This window comes from Pseudomonas phytophila (assembly GCF_025643095.1).
Classification (GTDB): Bacteria; Pseudomonadota; Gammaproteobacteria; order Pseudomonadales; family Pseudomonadaceae; genus Aquipseudomonas; species Aquipseudomonas quasicaspiana.
On sequence record NZ_CP081201.1, the window covers coordinates 4,507,952 to 4,527,473 of the forward strand.

At 58.0% G+C, this 19,522-nt stretch carries 18 protein-coding genes; 11 read left to right on the plus strand and 7 right to left on the minus strand.

The features are described 5' to 3' along the window. Positions 1–96 precede the first annotated feature (96 nt). From K3169_RS20375 to K3169_RS20385, 3 genes are all read left to right on the plus strand, one after another. Positions 97–534, plus strand: coding sequence for a carboxymuconolactone decarboxylase family protein (locus K3169_RS20375; protein WP_231667509.1), 438 nt, complete (start codon positions 97–99; stop codon positions 532–534). A gap of 527 nt (positions 535–1,061) precedes the next feature. Continuing rightward, positions 1,062–1,310, plus strand: coding sequence for a hypothetical protein (locus K3169_RS20380; protein ID WP_027898370.1), 249 nt, complete (start codon positions 1,062–1,064; stop codon positions 1,308–1,310). Between the two features lie 222 nt (positions 1,311–1,532). Next, a complete protein-coding gene (locus K3169_RS20385; protein WP_263267721.1) occupies positions 1,533–2,366 on the plus strand; it encodes a PhzF family phenazine biosynthesis protein in 834 nt (277 codons plus the stop codon). A gap of 1 nt (position 2,367) precedes the next feature. On the opposite strand, the gene K3169_RS20390 is transcribed toward K3169_RS20385, so the two are convergent. Then, positions 2,368–3,519, minus strand: coding sequence for an MFS transporter (locus tag K3169_RS20390; protein ID WP_263267722.1), 1,152 nt, complete (start codon positions 3,517–3,519; stop codon positions 2,368–2,370). 296 nt (positions 3,520–3,815) lie between these two features. On the opposite strand from K3169_RS20390, the gene rarD reads away from it, so the two are divergent. Continuing rightward, complete coding sequence (rarD, locus tag K3169_RS20395; RefSeq protein WP_122396716.1) at positions 3,816–4,694, plus strand: EamA family transporter RarD; 879 nt, start codon at positions 3,816–3,818, stop codon at positions 4,692–4,694. Here rarD and zapE read toward each other — a convergent pair whose 3' ends face one another. Then, positions 4,695–5,810, minus strand: coding sequence for a cell division protein ZapE (gene zapE / locus K3169_RS20400; protein WP_231676759.1), 1,116 nt, complete (start codon positions 5,808–5,810; stop codon positions 4,695–4,697). It lies immediately after the preceding gene. Between the two features lie 276 nt (positions 5,811–6,086). Here zapE and K3169_RS20405 point away from each other — a divergent pair, with 276 nt between their 5' ends. Then, positions 6,087–7,532 carry a SulP family inorganic anion transporter gene (locus tag K3169_RS20405; protein WP_263267726.1) on the plus strand — a complete coding sequence of 482 codons (1,446 nt, stop codon included), beginning with the start codon at positions 6,087–6,089 and terminating at the stop codon, positions 7,530–7,532. 203 nt (positions 7,533–7,735) lie between these two features. On the opposite strand, the gene K3169_RS20410 is transcribed toward K3169_RS20405, so the two are convergent. The 3 genes from K3169_RS20410 to K3169_RS20420 form a co-directional block, all read right to left on the minus strand. Beyond that, a complete protein-coding gene (locus K3169_RS20410) occupies positions 7,736–8,056 on the minus strand; it encodes a hypothetical protein (protein ID WP_263267728.1) in 321 nt (106 codons plus the stop codon). Continuing rightward, positions 8,053–9,408, minus strand: a complete 1,356-nt coding sequence (locus K3169_RS20415; RefSeq protein ID WP_263267730.1) for an acyclic terpene utilization AtuA family protein — start codon at positions 9,406–9,408, stop codon at positions 8,053–8,055. The genes K3169_RS20410 and K3169_RS20415 overlap by 4 nt, the downstream gene beginning before the upstream one ends. A gap of 147 nt (positions 9,409–9,555) precedes the next feature. After that, on the minus strand, positions 9,556–10,848 hold the full coding sequence (locus K3169_RS20420) for a CitMHS family transporter (protein ID WP_027902475.1): 1,293 nt from the start codon (positions 10,846–10,848) through the stop codon (positions 9,556–9,558). Positions 10,849–11,006: 158 nt separating this feature from the next. Here K3169_RS20420 and K3169_RS20425 point away from each other — a divergent pair, with 158 nt between their 5' ends. The 6 genes from K3169_RS20425 (at position 11,007) to efeO (K3169_RS20450) (ending at position 18,225) form a co-directional block, all read left to right on the plus strand. Further along, entirely contained in the window at positions 11,007–11,888 is an 882-nt protein-coding gene (locus tag K3169_RS20425; RefSeq protein WP_122396721.1) for a LysR family transcriptional regulator, read from the plus strand. 157 nt (positions 11,889–12,045) lie between these two features. Next, positions 12,046–13,194 (plus strand): class C beta-lactamase, encoded by a 1,149-nt coding sequence (gene ampC / locus K3169_RS20430; RefSeq protein WP_411567010.1) that lies wholly within the window; start codon positions 12,046–12,048, stop codon positions 13,192–13,194. Between the two features lie 622 nt (positions 13,195–13,816). Further along, complete coding sequence (gene efeU / locus K3169_RS20435) at positions 13,817–14,680, plus strand: iron uptake transporter permease EfeU (RefSeq protein ID WP_263267733.1); 864 nt, start codon at positions 13,817–13,819, stop codon at positions 14,678–14,680. Positions 14,681–14,688: 8 nt separating this feature from the next. Continuing rightward, positions 14,689–15,897 carry an iron uptake system protein EfeO gene (gene efeO, locus K3169_RS20440; protein WP_263267735.1) on the plus strand — a complete coding sequence of 403 codons (1,209 nt, stop codon included), beginning with the start codon at positions 14,689–14,691 and terminating at the stop codon, positions 15,895–15,897. Between the two features lie 154 nt (positions 15,898–16,051). Next, positions 16,052–17,368: an iron uptake transporter deferrochelatase/peroxidase subunit gene (gene efeB, locus K3169_RS20445; RefSeq protein ID WP_122396724.1), complete on the plus strand. Its 1,317-nt coding sequence runs from the start codon at positions 16,052–16,054 to the stop codon at positions 17,366–17,368. A 38-nt stretch (positions 17,369–17,406) separates the two neighbouring features. After that, entirely contained in the window at positions 17,407–18,225 is an 819-nt protein-coding gene (gene efeO / locus K3169_RS20450; RefSeq protein ID WP_027902481.1) for an iron uptake system protein EfeO, read from the plus strand. 209 nt (positions 18,226–18,434) lie between these two features. Here efeO (K3169_RS20450) and K3169_RS20455 read toward each other — a convergent pair whose 3' ends face one another. After that, a complete protein-coding gene (locus K3169_RS20455; protein ID WP_095099420.1) occupies positions 18,435–19,103 on the minus strand; it encodes a polysaccharide lyase family 7 protein in 669 nt (222 codons plus the stop codon). Between the two features lie 41 nt (positions 19,104–19,144). Beyond that, a complete protein-coding gene (locus K3169_RS20460) occupies positions 19,145–19,300 on the minus strand; it encodes a hypothetical protein (RefSeq protein WP_263267736.1) in 156 nt (51 codons plus the stop codon). Between the last annotated feature and the right edge of the window lie 222 nt (positions 19,301–19,522).

Genomic DNA, 19,522 nt, shown 5'->3' on the forward strand with positions numbered 1-19,522 from the left:
TTCGAAACGCCGGGGATTGGCTATCCACACCGCCCGCCCCCGACGTTAAGGTTGGCGCCATCGCCCGATGGGCATTCAACCTAAGAGAACGCCAGCATGAACGAACGCATCCAATGGGCCACCGTCGCCCCTGAAGCCTACCGCGCCATGGCCGCCCTTGAGGCTGCCGTATGTAAATCCGGGCTGGAAAACTCACTGCTGGAACTGGTCCGGTTGCGCGCCTCGCAAATCAATGGCTGCGCCTTCTGCATCAACAAACACGCCAACGACGCCCGCCGTGCTGGGGAAAAAGAATCGCGCCTGCAAACCGTCAGCGTCTGGCGCGAAACCGCCTTTTTCACCCCTCGGGAAAAAGCCGCACTGGCCTGGGTGGAAAGCATGACCCTGCTGCCCAACCAGCAAGCGTCGCAGGAGCAATACCTTGCCTTGCAGGAACACTTCACCGACAGCGAAGTGGTCAACCTCACCCTCGCGATTGCCACCATCAATGCCTGGAACCGTTTTGGTGTCGGGTTCGCGATGGTGCCTGCGTAAAGCTCAAGCTGAATGCTGCTTCTTCCGGGTGAGATTCTATGGCTGCCCGCTAGTTAACGTGGGACCGGCTAAAGCCGGTCCACAGGTCAATCATGAACTTGAGATCAAGGCAAATCTGTGGGAGCCGGGCTTGCCCGCGATAAGGGCGCACCACGGCATCTGACATAGCGCGGTGTCAGCATCGTCGGAATGCTGCCCAGACCAAGCCCGGCTCCCACAGGGACAGCATTTCCAATCAAAGACATCACCCCGCCATCGGTTGCACCCAACAGCCCTCCCCCCTATGATTCGCCCCGTCGCTGCACATCAGCGACCGGATTTGGCGATCCGGACTACATATACGCAACAGCTCCAATGCTTGGTTGTCTTCACCTGTGTGGGCAATAGTTATGGCGGCTGTGCGTGGGAGACCTCCGGGTCTGCCGGGTATATGTGACCGGTTCGCCAACCTGCGTACAGCTGCCACCTGATTTCGTTTGGCGACGAAACCGGGGGCAGGCTTTAAATCACATAGATGGAATAACCGAATGACTCAATACACCCCGCTTTCCCAATCCCCCAACACCGTTCTGTTCATCAACCCCGACGCCCCACTGCCCGACCTGCACCACTTCGCCGTGCAACGCCTGCGCGCGGTGAAAGAGTTGATGAGCAGCCTCAGCGACGCCAAAGAGCCCGACACTGCCAGCCTTGCCAGTGCTGCTTGCCTGTTGCTGCAAGACAGTTGCGATGTGCTTGAGGTAATGGAAGTCAGGCTGGACAAGCTCAAAGCCTGATTCAACACAATTCCTGTAGGAGCTGCCGAAGGCTGCGAAGCGGTGTGTCATATAAAACGCACTTGAAGCCTTCGGCAGGTCCTACATGGATTGTGCGCTGTTCATCCATCGATCAAATTTGCAGATGCTTCACATAAGGACTATTGGTTGGAGTACTCATCCGGCTTTGATGAAACTCGCCGTCGCTCTCATTACAGGCTCTCACTACAGGCTCTTACCAACATGACCGACAACGTTATTAAACTGGCTGCATTCAGCGATGGCGACCAAGGCGGCAACCCCGCAGGGGTGTGGCTCGGGGACTTTTTGCCGGATGAGGCGACGATGCAGCGCATCGCGGCCGAAGTAGGGTTTTCCGAAACCGTGTTTGCTGCACCCATCGCCGAAGGATTTCGGGTGCGGTATTTCTCGCCTGAAGCCGAGGTGCCGTTCTGCGGTCACGCGACGATTGCCCTCGGTGCAGCGCTGGCAGGTCACTATGGCGACGGTGTTTTTAACCTGACGCTGAACCAGGCGCAGATCAGCGTCGAAGGTCATGCTCAGGGCGATTTGATTTCAGCGGCCCTGCAATCACCGCCCACTCAAAGCGGGCCCATAGATGAGGCCTTGCTTCATGAAGCGCTGGAGTTGTTCGGCTATGCCCAACACGATCTGGACGCGCGTATTCCACCGGCATTGATCAACGGCGGCGCGCAGCATCTGGTGCTGGTGTTGAACAGTCGGGAAAAACTGCGGGCCATGGAGTATGACCAACAGGCCGGGCATGAGCTGATGGCCCGTGCCGGATGGGTCACGATATTGCTGGCGTATGCGGAAAATCTGCAGCTATTCCACACACGCAATCCGTTCGCCTGGGGCGGCGTGTACGAAGACCCCGCCACTGGCGCTGCAACGGCCGCATTCGCCGGTTACCTGCGCGATCTTGAATGGCCTCACGGTGGGCACATCGACATTGTGCAGGGCGAGGACATGGGCAGTCGCTCGCGGATTCGCGCTGAGATTACTGATCTGAAAGGCAGTTCGATCCGGGTTTCCGGCATGGCCCGCAAACTTTAAGTCAGACCTTGAGCCGTGAGCCGCCAATCGCCACGCCGATCAGCATCACGGCGACAACCATGAACGCAACTTCCAGGCTGCTGGCGTGGGCGATAAAGCCAATCGCTGCCGGGCCGATCAAAATCCCGGCATAACCCAGGGTGGTTAACGCCGGAACGGCGACGTTCTCGGGCATGCTCTTTTGTCGACCCAACGCGCTGTAGCAGACCGGAACGATATTTGAGCAGCCCGCCCCCACCAATGCGTAGCCGAGCAGTGCCGCTTGCCATGACGGTACGAGGGTGGCCAATGCCAACCCGGCCGCCGCACACAAGCCGCCAAGAATCACTATTTGCCGTGGGCCGACACGTCGCACTACCGCATCACCGAACAACCGGCCTGCGGTCATGGTCAAGGCAAACACCGCGTAACCCAGCCCCGCATAAGAAGTTTCAACTCCGCGCAGCTCGCTGAGGAACACCGCGCTCCAGTCCAGCATCGCCCCTTCAGACAGAAAGACCGTGAAGCACAGCAGGCCGAGGAACAACACCACGCCTCTCGGGATGGCAAACGGCGGACCATCGGTTTCGCTGCCGTAATCAAGGAAATGCGGTGCGGCCTTGAGCAACGCGATCAGTAAAACCGCGACGACGACAAACATCGAGACCAAAGGCGATGCGCCTACGCTTAATAACCCTGCAACACCCGCAGCCCCGGCGATACCGCCCAGGCTGAACAGGCCGTGAAAGCCGGACATCATGGTTTTGCCACTGGCTCGCTCGACGATGATTGCCTGAATATTCACGGCACAATCCAGTGCGCCCATCGCCGCGCCAAAAATGAACAGCACAGCAATCAGCGACGGCAAATGCGAAACCGTGGCCAACAATGGCAGACACAGGCAAATGATCGCCGAGGAAATCAACAGCACCCGACGACAGCCAATCCGCGCAGCCAGCGCACCGGCAAGGGGCATCGCGACAATCGAGCCGACACCCAGACAAAGCAGCAACAGCCCCAGGGTGCCTTCATCCAGCCCAACCCGGGCCTTGGCATACGGCACCAGTGGCGCCCAGGCGGCAATGGCAAAACCGGCAATGAAAAAAGCTACACGGGTGGAGAATTGTTCCTTTCGTCCCGGCACAACCGGCGCCGGGGTGCTGATGGAAGTCATGCAGGCTCCTTGAAAACGGCGGACCAAAAGGTCCGGTAACCGGCGCAGCCTAGCAGATGCTGTCAGTTTTTTTGCAGGAGATCGCCCTGTCGTGCAGCAAACACTGGACCTGTAGGAGCTCACCGAGGTTACGAGGCCAGCGATGCGGTTTGTCTGACACACCGCCATCGCTGGCCTCGTAACCTCGGTGAGCTCCTACAGGATTTGGGTCAACTCATAAATTCGCAAAGCAGCTAAACTACGCACCATTTTGAACCGGGCCGCCCTGCAACTGCCCACAACGTGAAGAGGCTGCTGTGTATAAAGGTGTGGTGCTGTCGGTTCTGGCTTCGGTGCTGTTTGGGGTGATGTATTTTTATACATCGCTGCTCACACCACTGGGCGGGGAAGAGATCTTCGGTTGGCGAATGCTGCTGACGGTGCCGTGCGTGACGGTCTTTCTGTTGTTCAGTGACGATTGGCATCTGGTCAAAAAAATCGCCGGGCGTATCCGCCAGCAACCGACACTGCTGATCGGCATCGCCCTCTGTTCGTTATTGCTGGGCGCGCAATTGCTGGTGTTCATGTGGGCACCGCTGCATGGCCGAAGCCTTCAGGTGTCCATGGGCTATTTCCTGCTGCCGCTGACGATGGTCGTCACCGGGCGTATCGTCTATGGCGAGCGGTTGTCGCGGTTGCAAAAGATCGCGGCCTTCTGCGCCATGGTCGGTGTCGCCAACGAGTTGCTCAATCGCGGCAGTTTCGCCTGGGAGACCCTGCTGGTCGCGGTAGGTTACCCGCTGTACTTCGTACTCCGGCGCAAACTGGCTACCGATAATCTTGGCGGCTTGTGGTTCGACATGGCATTCATGTTGCCGATCAGCGTCTGGTTCATCGTCAACGGCGATGCGTCCGTGGTTGAGCAATTCCCGATGCTGTATCTGCTGATTCCAGTGCTGGGTCTGATCAGCGCCTCGGCACTGGTCAGCTACATCGTTGCCAGCCGTCTGCTGCCGTTCAGCCTGTTTGGCCTGCTCAGCTACGTCGAGCCGGTATTACTGGTGGGCGTCGCATTGCTGTTGGGCGAGAGCATCGGCCGCGACGAGTGGATGACCTACCTGCCGATCTGGCTGGCGGTGCTGGTGCTGATTTTCGAAGGCTGCAAACACGTGCTGGTACAGCGACGCCGAACCTGATTACTGAATGAAGCGTTCCAGTTGCATTTCCTGCAAGCGGCTCAAGGTGCGGCGGAAGGCAAACGACAGATAGCCCTGGGTGTACAGCTCATGCATGGGCACCGCGGCATCGACATATAAAGGCACGCGACGGTCGTAGCATTCGTCCACCAGCGCAATGAAGCGCCGAACACCGTCGTCGTGGGGCGACAGCTGCGGCAGTTCACGATCTCCAGCCACTACCTGCTCGACTGCGTCCTCAGTGCCACGGGCGATTTTGGCTTCGCGCTGTGGCGCACTCAGGGCCGGAACTTCGCTGAGCAATATCGTCGAGAACTGGTCGCACAGCTCAATGAAATCCATGGCGGCCAACGGTTGTTCGCACAAATCAACGTAGCGGCACCACAACACGGAATCGCTGTGCTTGATGCTGGTGATGTTGCGATGTCCCACGGACACCGCGCCACTGGAGACTGCCTCATCACCCTTGAGCGTCTCGAATACAGCAGCCAGCGCACTGTTCTGCCCCGGCTCGGTAACGAAATAACGCTGATGCAGCAACCCTGGATGCAAGCGGTGATCTTCGCCGCCATCCACCGTGACAACCTCCATGTAACGCTGAATGGCTGCGATGGCAGGCAGAAATCGCTCACGGTTATGACCATGGCTGTACAACTGCTCGGGCGGCTGGTTGGAGGTGCAGACCAGCACGACGCCTGCTTCGAACATCGCTTGCAGCAGACCGCCAAGGATGACCGCGTCGCCAATATCCGTGACGAACAGCTCGTCAAAACACATCACCCGCACATCACGCCCCAGCTCTTGCGCCACGACTTTGAGGGGGTTGGAGGTACCGATCAGTTCGAACATGCGCTTGTGCACCCAGCGCATGAAGTGATGAAAATGCTGACGCCGTGCCGGAACGCTCAGGCTCTCGAAAAAGCGATCCATCAACCAGGTTTTGCCCCGCCCCACCGGGCCCCACAGGTACACGCCCTGCGCCGATTTCGGGTTGTCATTCAGCGCCTGAAAACAGGCCTGCAGCTGTTGAACGGCATGCAACTGCGCGGCGTCCGGCTGAAAACCCAACTGCTCGACGGCCCGCTCGTAGGCCTGCAACGGTGAAACGGCATTCATGGGTAGCGCATCGCTCGGTTGAGTGAGGGGGTGCAAGCATATATGAGCAAGTGAACTGATTGCGATCTGTTGGCTGACATGAAATCGTGTGGGAGCAGAGCTTGCTCGCGATAATGCTGGATGCGATCTAAAGTGAACCGCGTCCAGCCTTATCGCGAGCAAGCTCTGCTCCCACAGAATCTATGCAAAGCCGGTCCTGCGTGTAGCACCCACCAGCCACATTCAGTAACATCCCCTCTTTTTGCTTTCCCGGCATTGCCCCCTTTCAGGTACCCCATGAAACCAGCCCGTATACGCGCCGATGTCTTGGCCGGACTCACCACATCCTTTGCTCTGGTGCCCGAGTGCATCGCCTTTGCTTTGGTTGCCCACCTCAACCCGCTGATGGGCCTTTATGGCGCGTTCATCATCTGCACCCTGACTGCCTTGTTCGGTGGGCGGCCAGGAATGATTTCCGGGGCAGCGGGTTCCATGGCAGTTGTGATCGTCGCGCTGGTGGTGCAACAGGGGGTGCAATATCTGCTGGCGACGGTGCTACTCGGCGGATTGATCATGATCCTGTTCGGCGTGCTGCGCCTGGGCAAGCTGGTGCGCATGGTGCCGTATTCGGTGATGCTCGGGTTCGTCAACGGCCTGGCGATTGTGATTGCCATGGCTCAGCTCGAACATTTCAAAGTCGGTGACGCCTGGCTCACTGGCCAACCGTTGTACCTGATGATGGGCCTGGTGGCGCTGACCATGGCGATTGTTTACCTGCTGCCCCGCCTGACCAAAGCGATACCGCCCGCGCTCATCGCGATTCTGGGCGTTGGTTTGCTGGTCTATCTGCTCGATCTGCCGACCCACACTTTGGGTGATATGGCGCACATTGCCGGTGGTCTGCCGAGCCTGGCCTTGCCGGAAGTGCCGTGGGATCTGGAGACCCTGCGGATCATCGCGCCTTACGCGATTCTGATGGCGCTGGTGGGCCTGCTGGAAACCCTGCTAACCCTCAACCTGACCGATGAAATCACCGAGAGCCGAGGCTTTCCGGACCGTGAATGCGTGGCGCTGGGCGTGGCCAATATGGCGTCTGGCGTGTGCGGCGGCATGGGCGGTTGCGCGATGATCGGCCAGACCGTGATCAACCTCAGCTCCGGTGGCCGGGGTCGTTTGTCCGGCGTGGTAGCGGGCTTGATGATTCTGATGTTCGTGCTGTTTCTGTCGCCTTTGATTGAGGAAATCCCGCTGGCCGCGCTGGTCGGCGTGATGTTTGTAGTGGCTCAACAAACCTTTGCCTGGGCGTCGTTGCGGGTACTGCACAAAGTGCCGGTCAACGATGTGCTGGCGATCATTGCGGTAACCATCGTGACGGTGTTGACCGATCTGGCCACCGCGGTGATGTTCGGCATTGTTATCGCAGCGCTGAACTTTGCCTGGCAACAGGCCCGAGAGCTGTACGCCGACACGCACCTGGAGGCTGACGGAAGCAAGGTTTACACCCTGCACGGCACGTTGTTTTTTGCTTCTACTACGCGCTTTCTCAACCAGTTCAACCCGGCTGAAGACCCTACTCAAGTAACCCTGGACTGCCAACATCTGAGCTTTGTCGATTACTCGGCGGTGTCGGCGTTGCAGACCTTGCGCGAGCGCTATACCAAGGCGGGCAAGCATTTGCGGGTGGTGCATTTGTCGAACCGTTGCAAGCAGTTGCTCAAGCGGACCGATGTGCAGCATGGGTGAGGCTGGCTGAACGCGGATGCTGTGTTCGGTGCTCGTGTCTGAGTTCCATGTTGACCTGCAAGCACAAACCCTGTGGGAGCGAGGCTTGCCCGCGATATAGGCGCATCGGTTAATCAGGCAGACCGTGTCATCGTTTATCGCGAGCAAGCTCGGCTCCCACAGAGGTGACATTCCAGTTCAATTCACTCATGGCACCCAATCCGCTAAAGCTCAATATCCAGCAACGCCGCGCCGAGCGCCTTGCCGTGGGCATCCAGCGCCAGCGAACGGGTGACGCCGCCACGCAGGATGCCGGGCAGGACGAAGTTCAGGGCATGAACATTGGGCAATTCATAACGGCGCACGGGGCCTGCATTCGGGTCCAGCAGCTCAGCGAAATACGCGGCGACACGCTGCGCGGTTAACACTTCACACAAGCGTGAGAAGTCTTCAGCACGATAGGCAATCACCGAGATGTTTGACGTGTCGCCCTTGTCGCCGGTTCGGGAATGGGCGAGTTCGCGCAGTTTTACAGGCCGGCTCATGATGCATCCTCCAGATGTACAACAGCTGTCACCGCAGAACGCGGAACAAACAAAGACGCGACCGCCACAACCTGACGTAAACCTTTGGTAGCCCCACCCCCGCCATATGGGCCGTTGGTGTAGAGGGTTTCCACTTCGTTACCGACCCGCACCGCCTGAGCCTTGTCAGTACAACGTGCCGCCACGCGCAATCGGACTTCCCAAGGTTCAGCCGCAGTGCGTGAACCCAGCTCGTCGCCGTGCAGCGAGTCCACCCCCATCAGTTCGGCGCGGATGTCCTCATAGCTGACGCCGGTCAGTTTCAGACGCTCCAGCACCACATCCCGTGCCAGCCTGGCTCGCGCCAAAGCGCCCGGGCCGCCATACGAAATCTGTCCTTCGCCAATCCAGCCATCGAGAAAGCCCACCGAGACCTTCAAAGTTTCGGGTCGTAGTTTGCCCTGCGCGCCCATGACCCGAACCCGGTTCGGCCCATCAGCGTGGAAGGCTACCGCAGAGAAATCAGCGCAGACGTCCGGCGTCAGGTACGCCGCAGGATCATGCACTTCATAGATAAGCTGCTCGGTGCAGGTCGCGGTATCGATACGGCCACCCGAACCTGCCACTTTGCTGATTACCGCCGAACCAGAAGCATCCACCTCGGCCAGCGGAAAGCCCAGACGCGCCAGATCCGGCACGTCTTTATAACCGGGGTCAGCGAAATACCCGCCGCTGATCTGCCCCGCGCATTCAAGCAAGTGACCTGTAACCGTGCCACGCCCCAGCAACGACCAGTCATCTGCCGCCCAGCCAAACTCGAATAGCTGAGGCGCGAGGAATAACGACGGATCCGCAACCCGACCGGTGATCACTACATCGGCATCGGCCCGCAATGCCTCGACAATCCCTTCGACGCCCATGTAAGCGTTGGCAGAAATCAGCCGTTCACCCAAAGAACCAAGCGTTGCGCCGTTGTCCAGCAACTGTTGCGGGTCGGCCTGCAACGCAGCCAGCACGTCATCCCCGGTTACAGCCGCGACTTTCAAACCATGCAACCCCAGCTCGGCAGCAATCCGCCGCACCTCACGTGCCGCCGCCAACGGGTTGGCCGCGCCCATATTCGTGATCACTCTCAAGCGCCGTACAGAACCGTCCCCTACGAACGGCAGTACACGGCGCATGCGCTCACTCAGCAACGGGTCGTAGCCGGTCTCGGGATCTGCCAACCGGGCCTGTTGCGCCAAAGCGATGGTGCGCTCGGCCAGACATTCAAAGACCAGATAATCCAGATCGCCGTGTTCAGCCAGTTCAACGGCAGGCTCTACACGGTCACCGGAATAACCGGCGCCGGAGCCAATGCGTAAGGTTTTCATGTTGATACTCCTCTCAAACAAAAGCTGATTGTTTGAATTGAAATGCATTTCTGTAGGAGCTGCCGAAGGCTGCGAAGCATTCATCCAGACACACCGCTATCGCAGCCTTCGGCAGCTCCTACAAATTCTGTGTTTGCTGTTCGGCAGTCAGAACACACCCAGCAGCATCGCCGTCAGGGTCATCAACACCGAGGCGGCAAACAGGAAAGGAATGGTGAAACGCTGGTGGTCGGCCAGCTCGATTTTGCACAGGCCTACCAGCAGGAAGGTCGCCGGGGTCAACGGGCTGACCGGGAAGCCGGTGGTGTGTACGCCCAGCAGCGAGGCCTGAGCCACTTGCAACGGATCGACGCCCAACGCCTTGCCGACTTCGGCAATCACCGGCATGACGCCGAAATAGAACGAGTCGGGATCAAACAGCAGGCTCAACGGCATGGAGATGAAGCCCACCACCATCGGAATCAACTTGCCGTGCCCCGCAGGAATCTGCGCAACCGCTACCTCGGCCATTGCCTTGAGCATGCCCGTGCCTTGCATGATGCCGGTAAATACCCCGGCCGCCAGGAGGATGCTGGCCATGGTCAGGGCCGTTTTTGCATGCGCATCGATGCGAGCGCGCTGAGCGTCGACATTCGGGTAGTTGATGCACAGTGCCACGACGGTGCCGAGCATGAACATCACCACTGGATCAACCAGACCGGAAATCATCACGCCCATGACCGCAATGGTCAGGATCAGATTGAGCCAGAAAAGACGCGGCCGACGCAGCACCTCTTCGTGATCTGCCAGCACCCGCTTCGGCACAACGTCCACATTGGCGCCAGCCCCCAGACCGAGGCGTTTTTCTTCACGACGACCGAGCATAAAGGCACAGAAAAATACGAAGGCCAGACCGACCAGTTGCACCGGAATCAGCGGCTGGAACAAGTCTGCCACGGGCACATGCAACGCTGCCGAAGAGCGCAGTACAGGGCCGGTCCACGGTAGAAAGTTGACCCCGGCTGCCATGGCCGTCACGCAGGCCAGAATACGTTTGTCCATGCCGAGCCGCGTATACAGCGGCAGCATCGCCGGGATGGTCACCAGAAAAGTCACCGCTCCAGAGCCGTCCAGATGGACCAGCAGCGCCAACAACGCGGTGCCCATCACAATGCGCGTCGGGCGAGTACCGACAGTACGCAGGATGCGGTCTATGATCGGGTCCAGCATGCCCGCGTCGGTCATCACCCCGAAGAACAGAATGGCGAACACGAACATGCCTACCACAGGGGCGACGTTCTTGATTCCGGTAATGATGAAGCCACTGGTTTGCAGACCGAAACCACCGATCAGGGCGGCAATGATCGGTAAGGCAATCAGTGCGACGAGGGGTGAGAGGCGTTTGCTCATGACGGCAGCGAGCAGACAGAGAATCGTAATGACACCGAGAGTGGCGAGCATAGGTACTTCCCTTTCGTCATCCTTCCCGCTGGCGCGGCGGATGAGCTGTTGTTGTTTTCAACGAGTATTGAAAACACAGGTAAGCTTTGTAAATTGAAATGTTCGGCATGCTGCATTCGAAAAAACAAAACCATACGAATAAAAACAGGCACACGACTATGAAGAATTCGATTCAGCACATCCGAGCCTTTCTCGCCGTCGCCCACAGCGGCAGCTTTGCCAAAGCCGCTGTGGAGTTGAGCCTGAGCCCGTCGGCTCTCACCGTGCAGATCCAACAACTTGAAGACTGGCTCGGCGTACCTTTACTGGAGCGCAGCCCGCGCCACGTAAGCCTGACCGCAGCTGGCCAGAGCAACCTGATGCCGATGGAGAAACTGCTGCTGGACCTCGATAACATCGTCAGCGGTTCCCGGGATCTGGCGGCGCTAAGGCGCGGCGTGGTGACTATCGCCGCCCTGCCCTCGATGTGCTCCAGCACTATGCCGCCCGTGCTGCGCCGGTTTCGGGAACAATTCCCCGGCGTCGAAGTGCGTTTGCGCGACGTGGTAGCCCAACGTATCGACGCACTGGTACGCGAAGGCGAAGTGGATTTCGGTCTGGGCGTACGCGCGCGAATGGCGCACGGTCTGGAGTTCGAAGTGGTGCTGACCGACCGTTTGTGTCTCTTCGTGCCGAGCAGTCATCCGCTGTCCAGGAAGACATCAATCAGACTTGAGGAGATGACCGATCAACCGATTATTCTGACCGGTCGGGACAGCAGCGTGCGTGAGCGGGTCGAACAATTGTTCGCCGATGAAAACCTGACGCTGCAACCCGGACTGGAGGCCAATTACATGTCCACGGTGCTCGCACTCGTTCGCCAGGGGCTGGGCATGACGCTGCTGCCGGAGTCGGCTGACGAGGGTCGGGATGATATGGTTTGTGTGCCCGTCGACCACCCCGGCGTGAGTCGCGACATCGGTTTGATCACCCGAAGCGGTCAGGGTTTGAGCCCGGCGGCACGGCAGTTCATTGAGTTGTTGCAGAATAGTGTTGGTTGAGGATGGGCCAGACCTGGAATGCTTTTTCCGTGTGGGAGAGAGGCCTGCCTGCGATGCATGAGACGCAGCTTGCAGTCATACCGCGTCATCGTCTATCGCGGGCAAGCCCGGCTCCTAGACAGTCTGCACAGGACCCATTACATATTCGAGAACAAGGATGAATCACACGATGCATAACCTTCCACAGCGTGTGCTGCTGACCTGCTGCATGTCGTTAGCCTGCATCACTGAAGCCGCAGCCAGCAATTTCGATGTGCAGACGGCTGCCACCCGGATCATGCAGCAGTACAACATTCCCGGCATGAGCATCGCTGTGACAGTCGATGGTCAGCAGCATTTCTACAACTATGGCGTTGCCTCCAAAGACACCAGTCAGGCAGTCAGCAGCGACACGCTGTTCGAGCTCGGATCTATCAGCAAGACCTTCACTGCAACCTTGGCCGGTTACGCACAGACAACGGGCAAGCTGTCGCTAGAGGATTATCCGGGCAAATACCTGCCCCAACTTAAAGGCAGCGCCTTCGACCAGGTCACCCTGATCAACCTTGCCACGCACACGGCGGGCGGCTTTCCCTTGCAGGTGCCCAACGAGGTGCAGAACAACGAGCAACTGATGGCGTACTTGCAGGCCTGGCAACCGCAATACCCGGCAGGCAGCAAACGCACCTACGCCAACCCGAGCATCGGCATGCTGGGGATGATCACCGCCAAGGCGATGAACATGACCTTCGAAAATGCCATGGAGCAGCTACTGTTTCCAACGCTCGGACTGACCAATAGCTATCTGAATGTGCCTGCCGACAAGATGAAGTTTTACGCACAGGGCTACAACAAACAGGACGCGCCGGTCCGCTTGCAGGGCGGCGTGCTGGGCAATGAAGCTTACGGGATGAAATCCAGCAGCAAGGATTTGCTGCGTTTCGTTGAGCTGAACATCAATGCTGGCAAGGCAGACAATGCGTTAGCCAAGGCGATTACTGATACGCATGTTGGTTATTTCAAAGTGGGAGAAATGACTCAGGATCTGATCTGGGAGCAGTATCCCTATCCGGTCAGCCTGGAAACTTTGCAGGAAGGTAACTCGAGCAAGATGGCCTTCGAGACTCAGCCTGCCGCCGCGATCAATCCGCCGCTCGAACCGCAGCAAAACGTCTGGATCAACAAGACCGGCGCCACCAATGGCTTTGGCGGTTATGTGGCATTTGTTCCGGAGAAGAAGATCGGCATCGTGATTCTGGCCAACAAGAATTACCCGAATGAGGCGCGGGTGAAGTTGGCGTATGAGATTTTGCAGGCAGCCGAGTAAGGCTTGCCGGTCTGGACCGCGCTCGAATGATAAGACGGGCGCGGTTCACTGTTAGATCGCATCAACCCTATCGCGGGCAAGCCCGGCTCCTATCAAACAAACTACAACTATTTGATTTGGAGTACTTTTTTCATCTGTAGGAGCGCGCTTGCCCGCGATCGCGTCAGCACAGGCAATATATTCATCGACTGACAGACCGAATCGCGGGCAAGCGCGCTCCTACAGGGTCCGTGTTTGCTGCGCGACAGCGTGGTGTCAGGGACACCGGGGCGACTCCCACAGACTGCATTTATCCAGACAGGGATGTGGCGTGCAATTCTCACAATGACCACAGCCCTTGTGGGAGCAGAGCTTGCTCGCGACAAGGCTGAACACGATTCACTTTAGATCGCGTCCATGCCTATCGGGAGCAGCCTGCTCCCACAGTCCGAATTTCAGGCAAAAATCCCGTCAAGGCTTCATCCCTGAACCCCACCTGAACAAGAACTCGAATCCGATCCAGGGCGAAAAAACAACTATACGCATTCAATAATGAGTATCATTATGTTACGTATTGTTTCAGGTATGACTCTTTTGGGTGGCCCTGAAGCAGATCAGCCTAACGCATTAACCCTGGTGAAACATGCTCGTTCCTTTTTTGATCATGCTGCGCGAAGGGATTGAAGCCGCGCTTATCGTTGGCATCATCGCCAGTTACCTGAAGCAGACCAGCCGTGGCGAGTGGATGCCCGCCGTGTGGATTGGTGTCTTCCTGGCCGTCGCCTTGGCGCTGTTCGTCGGGGGTGGTCTGGAGCTGGTCAGTGCTGAATTCCCGCAAAAACAACAGGAATTGTTCGAAGGCATCGTCGGTCTTTTAGCCGTGGCGATCCTCAGTTCCATGGTGTTCTGGATGCGCAAAGTCGCGCGTTCTATCAAGCATGCTTTGCACGAGTCTCTCGATGCCGCTCTGGCTGGCTCGAAAAACCAGACCTATGCGCTGATTGCCATGGTGTTCTTCGCCGTGGCCCGCGAAGGGCTGGAAACCGTGTTCTTCCTGCTAGCCGTTTTTCAGCAGAGTGAAGGCGCCAGCGCGCCGCTGGGTGCCCTGCTCGGCCTGATCCTCGCGGTTGCCGTGGGCTTCGCCATCTACAGCGGCAGCATGCGTTTGAACCTGAGCCTGTTCTTCCGCTGGACCGGGTTGTTCATCCTTGTGGTGGCGGCTGGCATTTTGGCCAACTCGGTGCAGGCGCTGCATGAAGCCGGAGTCTGGAACCACCTGCAAACCGTGGTCTTCGACATCAGCGCCACGTTGCCGATGGACGGACCAACCGGCTCGGTACTGGCGGGCATGTTCGGTTATCAGGATGCGCCCACCATCAGCACCCTCAGTGCTTACCTGATTTACCTGATCTTCGCGCTTGTTCTGTTCTTTATGCCCCACGCTCGGGTGGTGAGTTTGCCCACCCGACCGGCGCATTCGCATCCCTCTTCCGCTACAAACGAATAAGGCAACTCATGTCGAATCGTCCTACAGGGCTTTCAGATAAAGCCAAGCCACCTCGCGCCTTGAAATTGGCTGTCGCAGGCTCCGTGGTGCTCATGATCGCTGCAGGCGGGCTGTTTTATTACGCCTCGCAAACCGCCATGAAAAAGCGCGCCGCCAATAACAATGCGGAAACCGTGGTGACCATTCATGGCCACGCCTGCGAGCCGAATACGCTCACCGTGCCGGCTGGCAAGAACGCCTTTCGTATCGTCAACCGCTCCGAACGGGCTGTTGAATGGGAAATTCTCGATGGCGTTCTGGTGATTGAAGAACGGGAAAACATTGCGCCGGGCCTCAGCCAGGTGATCAACGCCAACCTGCAAGCCGGCGACTACGCGATTACTTGCGGCCTGTTGAGCAACCCGCGCGGGACGCTGCATGTAACGCCGACTGCCGAGTCGGAGGCCAGTGCCAAGGCCCGCCCTTCGATGGTTGCTTTCATCGGTCCGCTGTCCGAATACCGGGTTTACCTGAGTACCCAGGGTTCAGCGCTGATCAAGGCGGTTAACGCCCTGCAGGACGCCATTGCGGCGGGCGATCTAAGCGCGGCACAGGCAGCTTATCTTCCGGCCCGGGCGGCCTATCAGCGCATTGCCCCCGCAGCCCAGCGTCTGGCCGAACTGGATAACGCAATCAACGCCCGCGCCGACTATTACGAAAAACGTGAGCAGGACCCAGGCTTCAGCGGTTTCCATCGCATCGAGTACGGCCTTTTTGACAAGCACAGCGTCGACGGTCTGCTGCCTGTCGCGCAGCGTCTGCAAGCCGATGTCACCACGCTGAAGCAGCAGTTGCTGGCGCAGAACATGGCGCCTGAACAACTGGCCAGCGTCATCGCCCGCAACATGCGCGGCCTCGCCGAAATCCGCAGCAACGGCGAAGAGGAGCGTTACAGCCACAGCGATCTGAACGGCTTCGTTGCCAACCTTGAAGGCACTCGCAAAGTCATCGACCTGCTGCGCCCGATGCTGGCCAAAAGCGCCAAGCCGCTGCTTGAGCAGATCGATGCCGCCGCTGCTGCGCTGGACACCGAATTGAACGGGCTGAGCGCGGACAGCGGCATGCGCCCTTATGACCAGGTGGATGCCGTACAACGCAAGTTGATTGCCGACAAGGCCAAAGCACTGGCGGATGCGCTGGACGGGATAGACCAGGCGCTGGGTTTGTCTGGCCTTTGATTTTATGTGGGAGCAGAGCTTGCTCGCGATAAGACTGGACGCAGTTCACTTTAGATCGCGTGACCTTTATCGCGAGCAAGCTCAGCTCCCACAAAGAACTCGCGACCGATCTCCCCGTTACCAAACAACTGATTTTTGAGCGAAGTAAACAGCCATGAACGACTCAGACAACAGCAACGCCCCACAATCCGCTCAACGCCGTCGAGTGCTGCTAGGCCTCGGTGCTGCGGGTGCGGCTTTGGCGGGTAGCAGCCTGAGCGGCAACGTATTGGCCGCCGCTCCGGCACAAGTCACCGAAGCGCCAAACAGCGAAAAGACCGCTGACCATAACGAATTCCACGGCACCCACCAGACCGGAATCGTCAACCCGCGTCCGGCGTCCGGTATGCTGGTGGCCTTTGATGTGCTCGCCGCTGACCGGGAAGATCTGGAGCGTCTGTTTCGCACGCTGAACGAGCGCATCACGTTCTTGATGACCGGCGGAACAGTGCCCCAGATTGATCCGAAGTTGCCACCTGTGGACTCCGGCATCCTCGGCCCGGTGGTCACGCCGGACAACCTGACCATCACGGTGTCGGTGGGTGACTCGCTGTTCGACGAGCGCTTCGGCCTCGAAAGCGTCAAGCCCAAGCGTCTGAGCCGAATGGTCGGCTTCCCCAACGATGCGCTGGAAGCGGACAGCTGCCATGGCGACTTGAGCATTCAGTTCTGCGCCAACAGCGCCGACAGCAACATCCACGCCCTGCGCGACATCGTGAAAAACCTGCCGGACCTGCTGCTGGTGCGCTGGAAGCAGGAAGGCAGTGTGCCGCCGCAAGCGCCGAAGAAACCCGGCCAGCCGCCGGAAAGCGCCCGCAACTTCCTGGGTTTCCGCGATGGTTCGGCCAATCCGGATTCCAACAACCAGAAGACCATGAACGAACTGGTCTGGGTGCAGCCGGGCAGCGACGAACCGGGCTGGGCCGTGAATGGCAGCTATCAGGCGGTGCGGATCATCCGCAACTTCGTCGAGCGCTGGGACCGCACGCCTCTGCAAGAACAGGAAGCGATTTTCGGCCGGGTCAAAACCACAGGTGCGCCCATGGACGGGAAGGTTGAAACCGATGTGCCGAACTATGCAGCCGACCCTCACGGCAAGAAAACCAGACTGGATTCCCATATCCGCCTGGCCAACCCGCGCACGGCTGAAAGCCAGCGCAACCTGATCCTGCGTCGGCCGTTCAACTATTCCAACGGCGTTAACAAGAACGGCCAACTCGACATGGGCCTGCTGTTCATCTGTTACCAGTCCGATCTCGAGAAAGGCTTCATCACCGTGCAGACCCGCCTCAATGGCGAGCCACTGGAGGAATACCTCAAACCGGTGGGCGGCGGGTACTTCTTCACCCTGCCCGGCGTGATCAACGACCAGGACTTCATCGGTCGCTCACTGCTTCAGGCTTCGGCCAGCTCCGATACCAAAACTGCGTAATTGCCAACCCTTAAAGCCACCTCAACAGGAAGAGTCCCATGAAGAAGTTGCCTTTTGCTTTGCTGCTCACCGCCGGTCTGCTGCAGACCCCGGTTTTCGCCGCCACTGCGCCGCTGGACCTGGTAGGACCGGTTTCGGATTACAAGATCTACGTCACCGAACAGATCGGCGAGCTGGTCAGCCACACCCAGAAATTCACCGACGCGGTGAAGAAAGGTGACCTGGCCACCGCTAAGAAACTGTACGCGCCGACCCGCGTGTTCTATGAAGAAATCGAGCCAATGGCTGAGCTGTTCAGCGATCTGGACGCGTCCATCGACTCCCGTGTTGATGATCATGAAGCTGGCGTGAATGCTGAAGACTTCACCGGCTTCCACCGTCTGGAATACGCACTGTTCTCGCAAAACAGCACCAAGGATCAGGGCCCGATTGCAGACAAGTTGATGGCCGACGTGAAAGACCTGGAAACCCGCGTCGCCGGTTTGACCTTCCCGCCTGAAAAGGTTGTAGGTGGCGCAGCAGCGCTGCTGGAAGAAGTGGCTGCAACGAAGATCTCCGGTGAAGAAGACCGCTACAGCCACACCGACCTGTATGACTTCCAGGGCAACATCGACGGCGCGAAGAAAATCGTCGACCTGTTCCGTCCGCAAATCGAGAAGTCCGACAAAGTGTTCGCTGCGAAGGTCGACAAGAATTTCGCGACCGTGGACAAGATCCTGGCCAAGTACAAGACCAAGGATGGCGGTTTCGAAACGTACGACAAAGTGAAAGAGAACGACCGCAAAGCGCTAGTGGGCCCGGTTAACACCCTGGCTGAAGACCTGTCGACCCTGCGTGGCAAGTTGGGCTTGAATTGAGTTAACCCGATCCCGTGGAATTGGGGTGGAATTGATCTAACCCAATCCTGTGGAATTGGGGGGTTTGATCTAACCCAATCCTGTGGGAGCCGGGCTTGCCCGCGATACATGAGACGCGGTTTGAAGACACACCGCGTTATCGTTTATCGCGGGCAAGCCCAGCTCTCACAGAGGTTTTGCATTCCCCTGAGATATCTGCCAAGCCTTATTCACGCCTTCTTGTCGTGATTGATGATCAGCTTGTAAAACGTTGCAGCCCCGCCTTCGGTGGCATACCCAGTGTTGTCCTGGGTATACACACCTGCCTTGAAATACAGCAGCTTGTCTTTCCACGTAGCATCCAGCTTGGCACCCCATGCAAAGTCAGCCGCATTCACTGTCAGATTGCCTGCAGGCGTCAGGTGAATGCTGTAGCTGAAACGCACGTTCAATGGCACGCCTGAAGCAATGTTGATGACTTCGATTTCAGCGTCCGGGCTACGGCGGAATTTAGCGACAATGTTGCCAGTCTGCAGTTTTTCCTTGAACTGGTACTCAACCTTGAGCAGCGGCTCGGTGCTTTGGAAAGCGTGAATCTGACCGATGACAATTTTGCCGGTTGAAGGCACTTGATTGACCGTGAGTGCAGCGCGCAGGAAATTGTCTGCCTGGGAGTAAGTCCAGTTGTAGACCTTGCCGTCCGCCGTCGTCTCTCGCAGTTCCGTCCGCGGGAATTTAGCGTTCTCCGTTTTGGACCCGGTTACCGGAGCCCAGAAGAACAATGTATTGCCAGAACGAAAATAACCATCCTGATAACCCTGAACCAGTTTAGGGGTATCAATAATCACGGATGGAGTGCCTACAGGAATGGAAAGGTTCCAGGTGGCGAGGTCGATCATCGCATGCTCACAAGGTGCGGCCAGCGCACCGACAAAGGTCTCTAAACCGGGCGCTTGAGCTCCCGGATGGCTTCGTCTGGCGTATCGGCTGAATCGATTTTTTTGTGAACAGCATGCGACACTGAATTGGCGTCAATAAAACAACACACTCTTATAAAGGCCATTATTTCGATATCACGCATCAAATCAGGGCCCATGACCTCTCCTGCCCTGCAAGCATCATCAAATATGGAAACTGCGAAATGAGAACCACGTCAGTTTTTTGGACGTGCGTCCCGTAACTGCTGATTTACAGTTAAAAAAACATAAATAAATGCCGACCAACGGTATGAAAATAATCAAAACGGATGGCACTTTTACGATTTATCCCTGTCGGGCCGCCTGACTTTTCCATGATTTTTAGCGCATCTGCTCCTCGA